Source organism: Streptomyces sp. NPDC051172 (assembly GCF_040682555.1).
In the GTDB taxonomy this organism is placed as follows: domain Bacteria; phylum Actinomycetota; class Actinomycetes; order Streptomycetales; family Streptomycetaceae; genus Streptomyces.
Genome location: NZ_JBFBBE010000166.1, coordinates 1 through 16,101, shown reverse-complemented (window position 1 = coordinate 16,101; position 16,101 = coordinate 1). Strand labels below are relative to the sequence as shown.

The window sequence follows — 16,101 nt, the reverse complement described above, 5'->3', positions numbered from 1 at the left end:
CGGCGTGATCTTCCACGCGGACCGTGGCTCGCAATACACGTCAGCCGCGTTCGCGCAGGTCTGCGACGGTTTCGGGATCCGCAGGAGCATGGGCCGGGTCGGCTCGAGCTACGACGCCCTCGCCGAGTCGTTCTGGCAGGGACTCAAGAGAGAGACGATGCACCAGAGGATGTTCTCGACGGTGCGACAGGCGAGGCTGGAGATCTTCCAGTGGCTCACCTACTACAACGCCCGACGGCGCCACAGCGCCCTCAACTACCTCTCACCAGCCGAATTCGAACAGCAACAGCGGCGAGCACGTAAACTCACACTCGCAGCATGAACCCCCGTGTCCACACTCCGGGGGACGCCTCAGGGTCAGTGGCTGCCGACGTGGCATGGAGCTAATGGATTCTCTGCTGCTCCAGCCACCGGAGGACGTCGGTCTTCTTGTAGAGAATCTTGGCGTTTCTGCCACGCCCCAGCTTGTATCCCTTCAGTCCGAGCTTCGAAGCCTCTCTATAGACCCAGCTCGTGGACATGCTCAGCATCCCTGCTACCTCGGCCGTGTCGATGAGGATGGGATCCACCGGGCGACGATCAAAACGTGGGGCGACTCGGGTGGAGGCTTCGGCGGCAGTGTTCTGCGGTTTCAAGGTCAGGTTGCTCCTGGATACTCGGCCGGAGGTTGATCCGCGTCCCGGCTGGTTATTGGGTGGGCTCTGGCTCCCGTCGCGTGCCACCGCCAAGCGTCATCGCGCGGGCAGGACAATGATCAGAGGAATCGCCGGTTCGGGTAACCGGCGATCATCGGCTATGTTGCGCGCCGCTTGATCAAGTAAGCGACCTGACCTCCCCAGATTCCTTTCGACTGGGCCGGGCCATGAGCCGGGAGCGTTCTGTCGCGGACTTGATCATCCGGCCCGTGTCACGCTGCCTGACTCTTGGCGAGACGGGTGGACGCCTCGCTGTGGCGATGGTCACGAACGTCTTCGAAGCCCGTTGCGTAGGCTGGCGTCGGCCGCTCGTCGTTGGGCAGTGCAGGGGTCGGCGACGACTCCGAGCACCCCAGCGCCGCGATCTGATGAACTGTCAGGAAAGTCAGCAATCGGTCAGCATGAGTCCTGAAAAACCCAGGGAAAGCTGCCCGAACATGCGACTCGCTGTAAGGTGTGGAAATTGCCCTTGACCTGCAAGAACGCAGGCAGGGAGCCTACTTGCGGGAGTGCTCAGATGTTGCGCACCATGTTCCAGTCCAAGATCCACCGCGCCACCGTCACCCAGGCCGACCTGCACTACGTGGGATCGGTGACCATCGACTCCGATCTCCTCGACGCCGCCGACCTGCTGCCCGGTGAGCTCGTGCACATCGTCGACGTCACCAACGGCGCCCGCCTGGAGACGTACGTCATCGAGGGGGAACGCGGCTCCGGCGTGATCGGGATCAACGGGGCCGCCGCCCATCTCGTCCACCCCGGCGACCTGGTGATCATCATCAGCTACGCTCAGGTGACCGACGCCGAGGCGCGGGCGCTGGAACCCCGCGTCGTGCACGTGGACCGCGACAACCGCATCGTGGCCCTGGGCGCCGACCCGTCCGAGCCGGTACCGGGCTCGGACCAGGAGCGCAGCCCTCAGGCCGTACCGGCCTGATCCACACTCGGACCCCTCGAACCAGGAGCGTGCCCATGAGCGACATCGAGATCCGCGACGATCGGGCGGCGGGCCGCCTGGAGGCCGTCAGCGACGGTACGGACGGCGAAGTCGTCGGCCACATCGAGTACTTCGTCCTCGAATCTCCCGGGCGCGCCCTGGTCCCCGTCCACACGATCGTGGAACCGGCCCACGAGGGGAAGGGCATCGCGGGTTCGCTGGCGCGTGAGTTGTACGCCATCGCGGGGCGCGAGGGCGTCGTCGTCGCGCCGCTGTGCCCGTACGTCACCAAGTGGGCCGAACGCCATCCCGACGAGGCCCCGGCCGCCGACCCGGAGCTGCTGGGGGCGGCGAAGAAGTGGCTGGCGGCGCACCCCGGTCGCTTCTGAGCCCGCCCGTATCCCCGCTCACAAAGGCCTGCCAACCGCATGCTCGCGCTCCTGCACACCTCGCCCGCGCACATCCCCGTCTTCGAGGCCCTGCGCGACGAGGATCACGAAGGTCTGGAACTGCGGCACTTCGTCGACGAGGAGCTGCTGGCCCGGGCCCGCCACGAGGGGCCCGAGGCGGTGGCGGGCGAGGTGCGGGCCGCGCTGGACAGGGCGGTCGCCGAGGGTGCGCGGGCCGTTCTGTGCACCTGCTCGACCATCGGCGGCGTCGCGGAGGCGGCCACCCCCGGCGTGCCGGTGCTGCGCAGCGACCGTCCGATGGCGGCCGCCGCGGTGGCCGCCGGTTCGCGGATCGTCGTGCTCGCCAGCGTGGAGAGCACCTTCGGGCCGACAGCGGCCCTGATCGAGGAGGAGGCCCGTCGCGCCGGACGTCCCGTGGAGGTGCGGACCCGGCTCGTCGAGGGTGCCTGGGACCTTTTCACGGCGGGTGACGGCGAGGGCTGCGCCCGTCTCGTGGCAGCCGCGGCCGACGCGGTCACCGGCGCCGACGCGATCGTCCTCGCCCAGGGCTCCATGGCCCCGGCCCAGCAGCTGACGACCACGGCGGTCCCGGTACTGTCCAGCCCGCGCCCCGGCCTCGCGGCGGGCGCCCGGGCGGTACCCGCCGGGTAGGCCCACCTGGACGGCGTGCCGTCCTGCGGGCGGGTGAGTGCAAAGGCGGCCGTCGGGTACGCGGGGCAGTAGTCCAGAGCCGACGTCGACCGACTCGCCGGAGGACACCATGACCGATCCGCACCCCGACCCCGTACCACCGGGTCCCACACCTGGTCCGGGCCCCCAGCCCCCGGACCCGTACCCGTCGCCGGTCCCCAACCCCCAGCCACCGCCCGGCCCGGAGCCCACACCACCGGCACCACCCGGCCCGGAACCCACCCCGCCCGCGCCACCGGACCCGTCCCCGTCGCCGATCCCCCCGGGACCGGAACCGGTACCGAACCCGGAGCCGGGGCCACCGCTGACCTGACCCCGGCGACGGGCGAACGCTGCTGCAACAGCCGGCAGGGCCTCGACGCCCGCAGCCGGCAAGCAGCCGGATCACACAAGGACGGCGGGCGCCCGTTCGGACCGCCCGCCGCCTCGTACAGCAGCCCGCTACGCGTCGACCTCCGACCGGTCCCCGCCCCACAGCGTGTGGAACGAGCCGTCCCGGTCCGTGCGCCGGTACGTGTGCGCGCCGAAGAAGTCACGCTGGCCCTGCGTCAGCGCGGCCGGCAGCCGCTCCGCGCGCAGGGCGTCGTAGTAGGCGAGGGCCGCGGCGAAGCCGGGGGTCGGGACGCCCTGGCGGGTGGCGGCGACGACGACCTCGCGCCAGTCGTCCTGGGCGTCCGCGATCTCCTGCGCGAACGTCTCGTCGGACAGCAGGCTCGGCAGGTCGGCCCGGGTGTCGTACGCGGAGCGGATGCGGTCCAGGAAGGCCGCGCGGATGATGCAGCCGCCGCGCCAGATCGCGGAGACCGCGCCCAGGTCGATGTCCCAGTCGTACTCCTCGCGGGCGGCCGCGATCTCGTGGAAGCCCTGCGTGTACGACACGATCTTCGAGGCGTAGAGGGCCTGCTCCACGCGGTCCGCGAACGCCCCCGCCTCCGACTCGGACAGCGGCGAGGCCTTCGGGCCCGCGAGACCGCGGGAGGCCTCGCGCAGGGCCGCGTGACCCGACAGTGAGCGGGCGAAGACAGCCTCCGCGATGCCCGACACCGGAACGCCCAGGTCGAGGGCGATCTGGACGGTCCAGCGGCCGGTGCCCTTCTGCTCCGCCTGGTCCACCACCACGTCCACGAACGGCTTGCCGGTCGCCGCGTCCACATGGGACAGCACCTCGGCGGTGATCTCGATCAGGTAAGAGTCCAGGCGGCCCGTGTTCCAGGTGCGGAAGATCTCCGCGATCTGCGCGGGGGAGTATCCGGCCACATCGCGCAGCAGCTGGTACGCCTCGCCGATCAGCTGCATGTCGGCGTACTCGATGCCGTTGTGGACCATCTTCACGAAGTGCCCGGCGCCGTCGGGACCCACATGCGTCACGCAGGGCGCGCCGTCCTTCGCCTTCGCGGAGATCTTCTCCAGCATCGGGCCGAGCGAGTCGTACGACTCCTTGGGGCCGCCCGGCATGATGCTCGGCCCGTTGAGCGCGCCCTCCTCGCCGCCGGAGACGCCCATGCCGACGAAGTGGATGCCCTGCTCGCGCAGTTCGCGCTCCCGGCGGCGGGTGTCCGCGAAGTGCGCGTTGCCACCGTCGATGATCATGTCGCCGGGCTCCAGGAGCGGGGCGAACTCGTGGATCACCGCGTCGGTCGGGTCGCCCGCCTTGACCATGATGACCAGGCGCCGTGGCCGCTCCAGCGCCGCCACGAACTCCTTGGCGGTCTCCGCCGCGATGAAGTCGCCCTCGTGCCCGAACTCCTCGACCAGGGCGTTCGTACGCGCCACTGTGCGGTTGTGCAAGGCGACCGTGTAGCCGTTGCGCGCGAAGTTACGGGCGAGATTGCGGCCCATGACCGCGAGTCCCGTGACGCCGATCTGGGCTGAGTTGCTCATTCGGTTGGCTCCTAAAGGATCCGGTATCGGTGGTGCCGGTCGTGCACGTCAGTATCGTCCCGTCGACCATCCTGACTTGCCGCTACGCCGAGCGCATGTCCGGGGTGGCCGACTTTTCGCAGGCAGATACGCACGACGGGCCCCAGCCGCCTCAGCCGTACTGCAACTGGCGTGCATCACTGGTTGTTCAAGGGACAGGGCGGCCGATTGCCGTCTTGTCATGGCCTGTTCGGGGCGCTTACTTTTGGCCCTTCTGGCATATGTCGAGGGGGATCTTCATGGCCGTACGGGGCCGGCACCGCCGGTATCAGCCGAACAGGATCAACCGCGCCTCACTCACCGTCACGGTCGGCGGCGCCGGCATGGCGATCCCGCTGATCGGCACCGGCACCGCCCACGCGGCCGACGTGTCCACCTGGAACAAGGTCGCCGCCTGCGAGTCGACGAACAACTGGAGCATCAACACCGGCAACGGCTTCTACGGCGGGCTGCAGTTCACCCAGTCCACCTGGGAGTCCTACGGCGGCGCGAACTACGCGCGGCGCGCCGACCTGGCCACCAAGGGCCAGCAGATCGCCGTGGCGGAGAAGGTCCTGGAGGGGCAGGGGCCGCGTGCCTGGCCGGTGTGTTCGCAGCAGGCGGGGCTGACGCGGGGTGGTGGCAGCCCGGCGGTGCACCCGGCCTCCGCCGAAAAGAAGACCCCCGTGAAAACCTCCGTCGAGGACGTGAAGCCGCACTCCACACCCCAGTCCCGGGCCGGCACGGCCGAGATGTACACCGTGGTCCGAGGTGACTCCCTCTCCCGGATCGCCGAGACCGAGCACGTCCGGGGCGGCTGGCAGCGGCTGTACGCCGGGAACCGGAAGACCGTCGGTGCCGACCCCGACCTGATCCTTCCGGGGCAGCGGCTGAACCTGCGGGCGAAGGCGCCGGCCACGCACCACACAGGGTCGAAGTCCTCGGCGGAGAAGGCCTCTTCGGCCACCGAGGAGAAGACCACCACCGGCCACTTGCTGGTCGCTCCGGTGAGCGGCCCGATCGGCACGCCGTACCACGTGGCCGGGTCCTCCTGGTCGAAGGGCTACCACACCGGCGTCGACTTCCCCGTACCCACCGGCACGACCGTGAAGGCGGTCGCCGCGGGCCGGGTCGTCTCCGCCGGGTGGGGCGGCGCCTACGGCTACCAGGTGGTGATCCGGCACGCCGACGGCCGTTACAGCCAGTACGCCCATCTCTCGGCGATCTCCGTGAAGGCCGGGCAGGGCGTCGGCGGCGGGCAGCGGATAGGGCGCTCCGGGGCGACGGGCAACGCAACGGGCCCGCATCTGCACTTCGAGGTGCGGACGGGGCCCGGTTTCGGTACCGACATCGACCCTCTCGCGTATCTCAGGGCCGGTGGCGTCAGGATTTGACGGGTTCCCGGTGCCGGTCGGCGTCCGGTGACGGGACGTACGAGCCGCTGTAGAAGGGGCCGTAGAAGCAGTAGCGGGCCGGGCCCGGGGGCCGTTCGTCGTCGTAGGCCACCGCGAGAACGGTGGGGCCGACCTGGGCGGGGACGAGGATCTCCTCGCGGAGTGCGGCCACCGGCTGCTCGGGGATCGCGGCGAGGAGGTCCTCGACGGACTCCTCGATGGATTCCATGACGGGGATCGGCTCGGTGGTCGGCTCCGGCGCGGTCTCGGCGCCGGCGCGGGCGAGGCGCTCCGTCGTCAGCAGGATCAGGCCGCCGGCGGCGACCACGCCGCAGCTCAGGGCGAGCGCGGTGCCCGTGCTGCCGTAGCGGAAGGTTTCGCCGAACATCGTGATGCCGACCGCGGCCGCCACCACCGGGTTCACCACGGTCAGCGTGGCCAGCGGGGCGGCGAGTCCGGCGCCGCGGTAGGAGGCCTGGGAGAGCAGCATGCCGGCCGTGGCGAAGACGCCGATCACGGCCAGGGCGGGGATGTCGGCCGCGGAGACGCCGACGGTCCAGTCGACCGCGACGGTCTTCGTGAACACCGAGGACATCCCGAAGGCTATGCCGGACGCGGTCGCGAGCAGCATGCTGCGCACCGCAGGGTGCCGGTGGGCGGCCCGGCCCGCGATCATCAGGGCCACGACGACGCTGCCGGAGACCACGGCGACGGCGATCCGCTGGGCCGTGTCCAGGGACTGCGCGTCGGAGGAGCCGACCAGTGCCAGCAGACCGGCGAGGCCCACGGTCGCCATGATCGCGCCCCGCCAGGCGGTCGTCCCGGCCTTGCGGCCCACGAACAGGGCTGCCATCGGCAGCGCGAACACGATGGTCAGTGCGCCCAGCGGCTGCACCAGGCTCAGCGGGCCGTAGGCCAGCGCCACCACGTGCAGCAGTCCGCCGAGGCCGTTGAGCGCCACCGCGGCCCACCAGGTCGGCCGGCGCAGCGGCGCGTACTCCTGAACGGGCGAGGACACCGCAACGTACTCCTGCACGATCGCCCCGCCTGCGTAGGCGACGGCGGAGACGAGCGAGAGGAGGACGGACAACGCGAGGGCACTCATGAGTTGCTCCTCTGCGTGTGGCGGGGGCGCGGAGCCCTGCGCGGCGAACGGTCGGCCTTCATGCGAACACGATGCCTTGTCGATCTGTTCCCGTCGTCGTCCCAGAGCAGGCAATGGGTCCTACTGCCGATGGAGTACGAATCGGGCGCCGTCCTCCCCAGGGTGGGCGACACGGGGTGGACACCCCTCGGTGGGAACCCCTAGGGACCTTGGTACTACTGCTGTTCGTGGACCTCGATCAGGATCTTGCCGCCCTCGGACCGCTCGGCGGCTTTTTCGCACTGCGGACGGGCGGAGCGCCGGGCACGCCACTGCCGACGTTCGCCGACGTGTACGAGAACCGGTCTTCCGATGCGTACGGAAATGCCATTGCTTTCCGGGTCGAAAAGGTCGCGCTGTTTCTTCGTGCACCCGAGTCGCGCATCGCGGCCTCGGTGGCCCAACAGGGGCTGGCGGCCCGGCTGTGGTCGGTGACGCTCGGCTGCGCCGCGCTGTACGGCCGCGTGCCCGACCTGGACCCGGGGCTGCTGCACTGGGACCCCGACGCCTCCGCCCCCGACGACCTGTGGCTCACCCGGGTACGCTCGCGGCCCGCGGAGCCCGCGACCCTCGCGGACGTCGTCCTGCACGGCCATCTCGCCCCGCTGGCGACGGCGCTACGGGCGCACCACCGGATCGCCCCCGGCCTGCTGTGGGGCAACGCGGCCTCCGCGCTGGCGGGAGCCGCCCGGCAACTGGAGCAGTGGGCCGGCCGGCACGGCCGCACCGAGGCCGCCGCCCGGACCCGTACCCTCGCCGCGGAACTCCTCGCCCATCCTCTCCTGTCGGATGCCGGCACCCTCACCGGCACCTCCTTCCGGCGGCGCAGCTGCTGCCTCTACTACCGTGTGCCCGGCGGGGGCGTGTGCGGTGACTGTTGCTTCACACGACCGCCGCGCTCTTCCGCGCACGGCGCATCTGGGTGACCATGAGGGAACCGGTCGCCGAGAGCTGGGGGTTGCGGGTGCGAGTCGGACTGCTGACCCGGGAGTACCCCCCGGACGTGTACGGCGGCGCGGGCGTCCATGTCGAGTTCCTCGCCCGGGAGTTGAACTCCCTGGTCGACCTCGAGGTGCACTGCTGGGGCGAGGGCCGCGGAGTGGGCGTCGTACGCCACCGCTCCTGGGCCGCCCTGGACACCGCCAACGACGCGCTGCGCACCTTCTCCGTGGACCTCGCGATGGCCGCCGGTCTCGAAGGCCGCGAACTGGTGCACTCCCACACCTGGTACGCCAACCTCGCCGGTCACTTCGGCAAGCTCCTGTACGGCATACCGCATGTGATGACCGCGCACTCGCTGGAGCCGCTGCGCCCCTGGAAGGCCGAGCAACTCGGCGGCGGGTACGCCCTCTCCGGCTGGGCCGAGCGCACCGCGATCGAGAGCGCCGACGCCGTGATCGCGGTCTCCGGCGCCATGCGGGAGGACATCCTCACCTGCTATCCGGCCCTGGATGCGGCCAAGGTGCAGGTCGTGCACAACGGCATCGACACCACGCTGTACCGGCCCGACCACGGCACCGACGTGCTCGACCGCATCGGTCTGGACACCGACCGTCCGTACGTCCTTTTCGTCGGCCGCATCACCCGCCAGAAGGGTGTGCCCCATCTGCTGCGCGCGGTGCGGGACATCGACCCGGGCGTGCAGGTCGTGCTGTGTGCCGGGGCGCCCGACACGCCGGAGATCGACCGGGAGTTCCGCGACCTCTACCAGGAGCTCAGCCGTGTCCGCGAGCATGTGCACTGGATCCCGCAGATGCTGCCGCGCCCCGAGGTGATCCAACTCCTCACACACGCCGCCGCCTTCGTCTGCCCGTCGGTGTACGAACCCCTCGGTATCGTCAACCTCGAGGCGATGGCCTGCGGGACACCGGTCGTGGCCTCCCGGGTCGGCGGCATCCCCGAGGTGGTGGACGAGGGCAAGACCGGCCTGCTCGTCGACGTGGACGACGACTTCGAGGCGGGCCTCGCGCGGGCGCTGGACCAGGTGCTCGGCGACCCGGAGGCCGCCCGGCGGATGGGCGAGGCCGGCCGGGAGCGAGCGGTGGGGGAGTTCGGCTGGGACGCCGTCGCCCGCCGTACGGTCCGTCTTTACGAGGAGATCCTCAAACAGGGATAGAACGGCCGGGTTCCTCGAACAGGCTTACTGGGCGCTGCTCAGGGGCAGGCATGGATCAACCACGGTGAGGGGAGCGGCCATGCGTCGTGGCGGACCTTCGGTGCTCGGGATCGTCCTGGCGGGCGGGGAAGGCAAACGCCTGATGCCCCTGACCGCGGATCGCGCGAAACCAGCGGTCACCTTCGGCGGCACCTACCGCCTCGTCGACTTCGTCCTGTCCAACCTCGTCAACGGCGACATCCTGCGCATCTGCGTGCTGACGCAGTACAAGTCGCACTCGCTGGACCGGCACATCACCACCACCTGGCGGATGTCCAGCCTGCTCGGCAACTACGTCACCCCGGTCCCCGCCCAGCAGCGGCTCGGCCCGCGCTGGTACCTGGGCAGCGCCGACGCCATCCTGCAGTCCCTGAACCTCGTGTACGACGAGGCGCCCGAGTACGTCGTGGTGTTCGGCGCCGACCACGTGTACCGCATGGATCCCAGCCAGATGCTCGCCCAGCACATCGAGAGCGGCGCGGGCGTGACGGTCGCGGGCATCCGGGTCCCGCGCTCGGAGTCCTCGCAGTTCGGTGTGATCACCCCGGGCTCGGACGGCCTGGCCGTCGAGCGCTTCCTGGAGAAGCCCGTGGACCCGCCCGGCCTCGCGGACGACCCGGAGACGATCTTCGCCTCCATGGGCAACTACATCTTCACCACCAAGGCCCTGATCGAGGCGCTGCAGCGGGACGCCGACGACGAGAACTCCGTACACGACATGGGCGGCTCGATCCTGCCCCAGCTCACCGAGCGCGGCGAGGCCCAGCTGTACGACTTCAGCGCCAACCACGTGCCCGGCGAGACCAACCGCGACCGCGGCTACTGGCGCGACGTCGGCACGCTCGACGCGTACTACGACGCCCACATGGACCTGATCGCCGAGCGGCCCGCCTTCAACCTGTACAACCGGCAGTGGCCCATCTACACCCACTCCAACCAGCTCTCCCCGGCCCGTTTCAACGCGGGCGGGATGGCCAGCGAGTCGATCATCAGTGCAGGCTGTCTCATCCGCGGCCAGGTCACCCGTTCCATCCTGTCGCCGGGCGTCAGGGTCGACCCGGGCGCGGTGGTCCAGGGCTCGGTGCTGCACGACAACGTCCACATAGGGCGGGGCGCGGTCGTGCGCGGGGCGGTGCTGGACAAGAACGTGGAGGTACCGCCGGGCGCGACGATCGGCGTCAACCCGGAGCGGGACGCGGAGCTGTACACCGTCTCCAAGGGCGGAGTGATCGCGCTGGGGAAGGGGCAGCTGGTGCCGTAGGGGCCGCTCGGGTCAGCCGGAGGCCTTCTGCGTCGCCTGGAGGTTCTTCATGATCGCCTCGCTGGTGGGGCGCACCTCCAGGGTCGGACCGAACTGCAGCGCCTCGGTGCCGGGCGCGGTGTGCGGGCACTGGCACCGGTCCTCGGGCAACCCCTTCAGCAGCGGCGTGTGATCGTTGTTCTCGCGGAACGTGGCGTAGTCCACCGTGCAGTCGTCCAACTCCTCGGACCGGTGGGCTCTGCCACCCATCCTCCGCGCCCGCCGGACGAGCAGCATCCGACAGGACTTGTCATGTCCCTGGACGCAAACCGGAATCCGTGTTGTCATGCCAACTGCTGTCCATGACAACGTTGTTATGGGAGGTTCCGTGCACCTGAGACGCCTCAGAGACCGACTCGCCTTACTGCTCGCAGCGGCCCTCGGCGCCGCCGGACTCGCCGCCGCCACCACCGCGACCGCCGCTGCCGACGACCCCGCGGAGATCCATGGCCTGAAGGGCGAGTACTACACGCAGTCCGCCCCCGGCGCCTTCGACTTCGACCGCCTCAAGGCCACGGGAATGGACCCGAACCTGGACTTCGACGACCTCGAACCGCGCCTCGCCTTCACCACCGGGCAGTCGGACGACGTCAGCGTTCGCTGGACCGGCAAGATCGTCCCGGAGAGGACCGGCCCCCACACCTTCTCGATCATCGGCGACAACGGCTTCCGGCTGTGGGTCGACGGGAAGATCGTCATCGACCACTGGGTGGACGACTGGGACAGCGAACAGACCAGTGCACCCGTCGAGTTGACCGCGGGCAGGGCCTACGACATCAAGGTCGAATACTTCGAGCACTACGGCGGCTCCAACCTCCACCTGCGCTGGACCCAGCCCGGCGGACGCAAGGAGGCCGTCCCGCAGTCGGCCTTCCGCCTCCCCGACGGATGGGCCTACGACGGCGCCACCGCCGCCACGGTCACCGGCACCGGCCGCACCCTCAAGCTCGACTTCCCCCAGCGCCTCGCCCCACCCCCGGCCGGCCTGACCGACCACCTCGAAGCGGTGATCGGCGGCGCCAAGTGGCCCCTGACATCCGCCCAGGTGGACCCCGCCGACCCGCGCGCGCTGCTCGTCGCCCTGAAGGAACCCGTCGTCGGCAACAAGACCGGCACCGCACGCGGCACCGCCGATGTCCGCTACGACGGAAACGGCGCCCTCGCCACGGCTGACGGCAACGTTGTCAAGGAGTTCTGGAGCGGCGGCCCCAACCGCTCCACGTACGAACTGCGCACCCCATGGGCCGACCAGGTGGGCGCCGACAACGCCCTCCCCGAATACCCGCGCCCGCAGCTGACCCGCCCCGCCTGGCTGGGCCTCAACGGCCGCTGGCAGTTCGCCGCCGCCACGACCGGGGAGAAGCCGCCCGTCGGCAGGACCCTCGCCGAGCGCATCCTCGTCCCCTACCCCGTGGAGTCCCAGCTCTCGGGTCTCGAACGGCACGAGGACCGCATGTGGTACCGCCGCACCTTCACCGTCCCCGCCGACTGGAAGATCGGCTCCGGCAGGCGGCTGCGGCTCAACTTCGGCGCCGTCGACTGGCGGGCCGAGGTGTACGTCAACGGCACCGAGGTGGCCCGACACCAGGGCGGCTACGACAAGTTCAGCGCCGACATCACCGGCGCACTCAAGCCCGGCCGCACCCAGGAGCTGATCGTCGGCGTGTACGACCCCACCGACGCGGCCACCGGCGAGAACCCGCCGCTCGGCAAGCAGCGTCTGGATCCCGGCGGCATCTGGTACACGCCCACCTCGGGCATCTGGCAGACGGTGTGGATGGAGCCGGTGGCAACCGATCACGTCGACTCCCTCAAGCTGATCCCTGACGTCGCCAAGAGCCAACTCACCGTCGAGGAAAAGGGAGTTCGCGACGGCGTACCGATCACGGCGACCGCGTACGACGGAAAGCGCAAGGTCGCCACGGCCCGCGGCCGCACCGGCGCCCCGCTCACCCTGACCATCCGCGACCCACACCTGTGGTCTCCCGACGACCCGTTCCTCTACGACCTGAAGGTCACCGTCGGCGCCGACCGCGTCGGCAGCTACTTCGGCATGCGTTCGATCGCCGTAGAGAAGGTGAACGGCGTCCCGCGCACCCTCCTCAACGGCAAACCGGTCTTCATGATGGCCACCCTCGACCAGGGCTACTGGCCCGACGGCCTCTACACGGCGCCCACCGACGACGCCCTCGCCCACGACCTGAAGGTCCACAAGCAGCTCGGCTTCAACGCCGTACGCAAGCACATCAAGGTCGAGCCCGACCGCTGGTTCTACTGGGCCGACCGGCTGGGCCTGATGGTGTGGCAGGACATGCCCGCGATGACCGCCGGGGTGAACCCGAGCGCCGAGGCCCGTGCCGAGTACGAGCGCGAGATGAAGCAGATGATCGACGAGCACATCAGCAGCCCGTCGGTCGTCATGTGGGTCACCTTCAACGAGGGCTGGGGCCAGTACGACGAGGCCCGCATCGCCGACCAGGCGAAGGCCTGGGACCCGACCCGGCTGGTCAACTCCATGTCCGGGCTCAACCTCGGGGCCGACGGCGGCACCGGCGACATCATGGACGAGCACGGCTACCCCAGCCCCGCCCTGCCGCCCCACCCCGACGGCCGACGCGCCCTGGTCAGCGGCGAGTACGGCGGCCTCGGCCTCGCGGTGCCGGGACACGCCTGGTCCGTGCAGCAGTCGTACGTCGACGTCGACCAGGCGGCCTACACCGACGACTACCTGACCAAGCTCGCCGAGGTGCACGCCCTGGCCTGCAAGGGGAGCAACGGCGCGGTCTACACCCAGATCTCCGACGTCGAGGGCGAGCTCAACGGCCTGCTGACGTACGACCGCAAGGTGCTCAAACCGGATGCCCAGCGTGTGCGCACGGCCCAGCAGGCCCTGATCCGCGACGCTTCCCAGGCGACCCCCGCAGGCTGCCCGACCCCCTGAACCCCGGAGGACTTCCGACATGAGATGGACCAGGCGCCTGCGGCTGTGCACGGCAGGTGCGCTGGCAGCGTCCGCGCTGTTCGCCGCACCCGCCACCGCACAGGCCACCGAGCCGAGCCACGGTCGACTCACCGATCTGGTCAACCCGTTCATCGGTACCGAGAACGAGGGCAACACCTATCCCGGTGCCGCCGTGCCCTTCGGCATGGTGCAGCTCTCGCCGGACACCGGCCACAACACCGGTTACGACTACTCCCAGAACCACATCCGCGGCTTCTCCCTGGTTCATCTGTCGGGCGTCGGCTGCGGGCTCGGCGGGGATCTGCCGGTGCTGCCGACCACGGGTGAGGTCACTCAGACGGACTACGCCAGGTACGCCGCCGAGTTCAGCCACGACGACGAGGCCGCGAGCCCCGGCTACTACCGGGTCGGCCTGAAGACCGGCATCGAGGCCGAGCTGTCCGCCACCGCGCGCACCGGCGTGCAGCGCTACACCTTCCCGGCCACCGACAAGGCCGACGTCCTGCTGAACGCGGCCCAGTCGCTGCACACCACGGTCTCCACCAAGGTCGAGATCCTGGACAGCCGCACCGTGGGCACCGCCATCACCGGCCGCGGCTTCTGCCAGGACACCAAGCCGTACACCGTCTACACGATCACCCGCTTCGACCGTCCCTTCACCGCGTACGGCACCTGGGACGGCTCGACCGTGACCGCGGGCTCGAAGACCGGCCGCGGCGGCGCCTACGTCCGCTTCGACGCCACCAAGGACCGCACGGTCGAGGCGACCACCGCCCTGTCCTACGTCGACGCGCACGGCGCGGCCGTCAACCTCCGTGCGGAGGGCGGGCGTTCCTTCGACGCCGTACGCCACGCGGCGCAGCAGGCGTGGGAGGACCGCCTCGACGACGTGCGGGTGAAGGGCGGCGCGGACAGCCTGCGCCGGACCTTCTACTCGGCGCTGTACCGGTCCTTCCTGGCCCCGAACATCGGCAGCGACGCCGACGGCCGCTACACCGGCTGGGACCAGAGGATCCACCGCACGGACGGCTTCACCTACTACCAGAACTGGTCCTTGTGGGACACCTACCGCACCCAGTCCCAGCTGCTGTCCCTGCTCGCGCCCCGCGAGGCCCGCGACATGGCGATCTCGGTCGTCAAGATCTCCGAGGAGAGCGGCTGGCTGCCCAAGTGGGGCTACGGCACCGTCGAGACGAACATCATGACCGGCGACCCGGTCACCCCGTTCCTCACCAACGCCTACCAGCAGGGTCTGCTCAAGGGGGCCGGAGGATACGCAGAGCGGGCCTACCGGGCGCTGAAACAGAACGCCGACGGCGTGCCGCCCGCGGACTCGCCGGCGGTGGGCCGGGAGGCCGACAAGGAGTACATCGCGGACGGCTTCGCGCCGTACATCAAGGGCCGCCCGCATGTGAAGCCGGGCGACTCGGACTACGACCACGGCGCCTCGGCGACCCTGGAGTACGCCCTGTCGGACGCGATGCTCGCGCAGATGGCGAGGGGCCTCGGGCACGACGCCGACGCGGCGCGCTATGCGGCCCGCTCCCAGAGCTACCGCAACATCTTCGACCCCTCGACCGGCTTCTTCCGCGCCCGCGACGCTTCCGGCGCCTTCACCGGGCCGGCCGACCCGGCGCAGAGCGAGGGCTTCCACGAGGGCACGTCCTGGCAGTACCAGTGGCTGGTGCCGCAGGACCTGCCCGGCATGGTCTCCCTGATCGGCGGCGAGCAGGCCGCGAACGACCGGCTCGACTCGTTCTTCGCCTACGACCGCCTGCTGGCCGACCCGGCGAGGACAGCCCGCGAGGTGTGGGTCAACGGCCCGTACGACTACTACAACGCCGACAAGTACAACCCGCAGAACGAGCCCGACCTCATCGCGCCCTACACCTACCTCTCGACCGGTGAGCCGTGGAAGACGACCGACGTCGTGCACGCGGCGCTGACCCTGTTCACGGACGGTCCTACGGGCATGACCGGCAACGACGACCTCGGCACCATGTCCGCCTGGAACGTGCTGTCGTCGATCGGGCTCTTCCCGGTGCAGCCCGGCTACGACACCTGGGGACTGTCCACGCCGGTCTTCGACCAGGTCGACCTGACGTTGGACCGCCGCTACTTCCCGCGCGGGGCCCTGACGATCACCGCGAAGGGCACCTCCGCCACCGAGCGGTACATCCAGTCGGCCCGTACGGACGGGGCGGCCTACGACCGGACATACCTGACGACCGGCTCGCTGCGCTCCCTGCGCGCGCTCGACTTCACGGTCGGCTCGCACCCGTCTGAGTGGGGAACATCGGCGCAGGCGGCACCACCTGCACTGAAGTGACCTCAGCTGTCTCTTGAGTCCCGCCTCTCACGAGGGGCGGGACTTAATCTGCTGTTAACTGTGCGTAGCTTGATCGTACTTGACCGTAATCGCCAACACCGTTGCGTTTACGTCCGTGAGCGGTTTGCGAGTCCGTGTTCGAAGAACGTGACGGTGGCGTGGATGGTGTAGTTCTGGCTGGTCCTG

At 70.0% G+C, this 16,101-nt stretch carries 14 protein-coding genes; 10 read left to right on the top strand and 4 right to left on the bottom strand.

Translation table 11 applies throughout. The annotated features are described in order from the left end of the window. A partial coding sequence (locus tag AB0N07_RS45970; RefSeq protein WP_365846089.1) for an integrase core domain-containing protein occupies positions 1–322 on the top strand: 322 nt, incomplete at its 5' end. A 61-nt stretch (positions 323–383) separates the two neighbouring features. On the opposite strand, the gene AB0N07_RS45965 is transcribed toward AB0N07_RS45970, so the two are convergent. Continuing rightward, entirely contained in the window at positions 384–569 is a 186-nt protein-coding gene (locus tag AB0N07_RS45965) for a helix-turn-helix domain-containing protein (RefSeq protein ID WP_365846087.1), read from the bottom strand. Positions 570–1,212: 643 nt separating this feature from the next. Between AB0N07_RS45965 and panD the strand changes: the two genes are divergently transcribed. Genes panD through AB0N07_RS45950 form a run of 3 tightly spaced genes read left to right on the top strand, consistent with a single transcriptional unit; the run spans position 1,213 to position 2,693 of the window. Beyond that, the gene (panD, locus tag AB0N07_RS45960) at positions 1,213–1,632 is read left to right on the top strand and encodes an aspartate 1-decarboxylase (RefSeq protein WP_365846085.1); all 420 of its coding nucleotides are present in this window, start codon (positions 1,213–1,215) and stop codon (positions 1,630–1,632) included. A 35-nt stretch (positions 1,633–1,667) separates the two neighbouring features. Continuing rightward, positions 1,668–2,021 carry a GNAT family N-acetyltransferase gene (locus tag AB0N07_RS45955; RefSeq protein WP_365846083.1) on the top strand — a complete coding sequence of 118 codons (354 nt, stop codon included), beginning with the start codon at positions 1,668–1,670 and terminating at the stop codon, positions 2,019–2,021. A gap of 39 nt (positions 2,022–2,060) precedes the next feature. Then, positions 2,061–2,693 (top strand): aspartate/glutamate racemase family protein, encoded by a 633-nt coding sequence (locus AB0N07_RS45950; protein ID WP_365846081.1) that lies wholly within the window; start codon positions 2,061–2,063, stop codon positions 2,691–2,693. Between the two features lie 480 nt (positions 2,694–3,173). On the opposite strand, the gene gndA is transcribed toward AB0N07_RS45950, so the two are convergent. Beyond that, on the bottom strand, positions 3,174–4,613 hold the full coding sequence (gene gndA / locus AB0N07_RS45945) for an NADP-dependent phosphogluconate dehydrogenase (RefSeq protein ID WP_365846079.1): 1,440 nt from the start codon (positions 4,611–4,613) through the stop codon (positions 3,174–3,176). 278 nt (positions 4,614–4,891) lie between these two features. On the opposite strand from gndA, the gene AB0N07_RS45940 reads away from it, so the two are divergent. Then, the gene (locus AB0N07_RS45940; protein WP_365846077.1) at positions 4,892–6,025 is read left to right on the top strand and encodes a transglycosylase family protein; all 1,134 of its coding nucleotides are present in this window, start codon (positions 4,892–4,894) and stop codon (positions 6,023–6,025) included. Here the strand turns inward: AB0N07_RS45940 and AB0N07_RS45935 are convergent. Further along, on the bottom strand, positions 6,015–7,130 hold the full coding sequence (locus AB0N07_RS45935; RefSeq protein WP_365846075.1) for a DMT family transporter: 1,116 nt from the start codon (positions 7,128–7,130) through the stop codon (positions 6,015–6,017). The genes AB0N07_RS45940 and AB0N07_RS45935 overlap by 11 nt on opposite strands. A 227-nt stretch (positions 7,131–7,357) precedes the next feature. Here AB0N07_RS45935 and AB0N07_RS45930 point away from each other — a divergent pair, with 227 nt between their 5' ends. The 3 genes from AB0N07_RS45930 (at position 7,358) to glgC (ending at position 10,585) form a co-directional block, all read left to right on the top strand. Next, positions 7,358–8,095: a (2Fe-2S)-binding protein gene (locus AB0N07_RS45930; RefSeq protein WP_365846073.1), complete on the top strand. Its 738-nt coding sequence runs from the start codon at positions 7,358–7,360 to the stop codon at positions 8,093–8,095. A gap of 38 nt (positions 8,096–8,133) precedes the next feature. After that, positions 8,134–9,285 (top strand): glycogen synthase, encoded by a 1,152-nt coding sequence (gene glgA / locus AB0N07_RS45925; protein WP_365846091.1) that lies wholly within the window; start codon positions 8,134–8,136, stop codon positions 9,283–9,285. Positions 9,286–9,364: 79 nt separating this feature from the next. Next, positions 9,365–10,585, top strand: a complete 1,221-nt coding sequence (glgC, locus tag AB0N07_RS45920) for a glucose-1-phosphate adenylyltransferase (RefSeq protein ID WP_365846071.1) — start codon at positions 9,365–9,367, stop codon at positions 10,583–10,585. A gap of 12 nt (positions 10,586–10,597) precedes the next feature. Here glgC and AB0N07_RS45915 read toward each other — a convergent pair whose 3' ends face one another. Next, positions 10,598–10,834 carry a hypothetical protein gene (locus tag AB0N07_RS45915; protein ID WP_365846069.1) on the bottom strand — a complete coding sequence of 79 codons (237 nt, stop codon included), beginning with the start codon at positions 10,832–10,834 and terminating at the stop codon, positions 10,598–10,600. Positions 10,835–10,952: 118 nt separating this feature from the next. Between AB0N07_RS45915 and AB0N07_RS45910 the strand changes: the two genes are divergently transcribed. Further along, entirely contained in the window at positions 10,953–13,565 is a 2,613-nt protein-coding gene (locus AB0N07_RS45910; protein ID WP_365846067.1) for a PA14 domain-containing protein, read from the top strand. A 19-nt stretch (positions 13,566–13,584) separates the two neighbouring features. Next, on the top strand, positions 13,585–15,915 hold the full coding sequence (locus tag AB0N07_RS45905; RefSeq protein ID WP_365846066.1) for a GH92 family glycosyl hydrolase: 2,331 nt from the start codon (positions 13,585–13,587) through the stop codon (positions 15,913–15,915). The last annotated feature ends 186 nt before the right edge of the window (positions 15,916–16,101 follow it).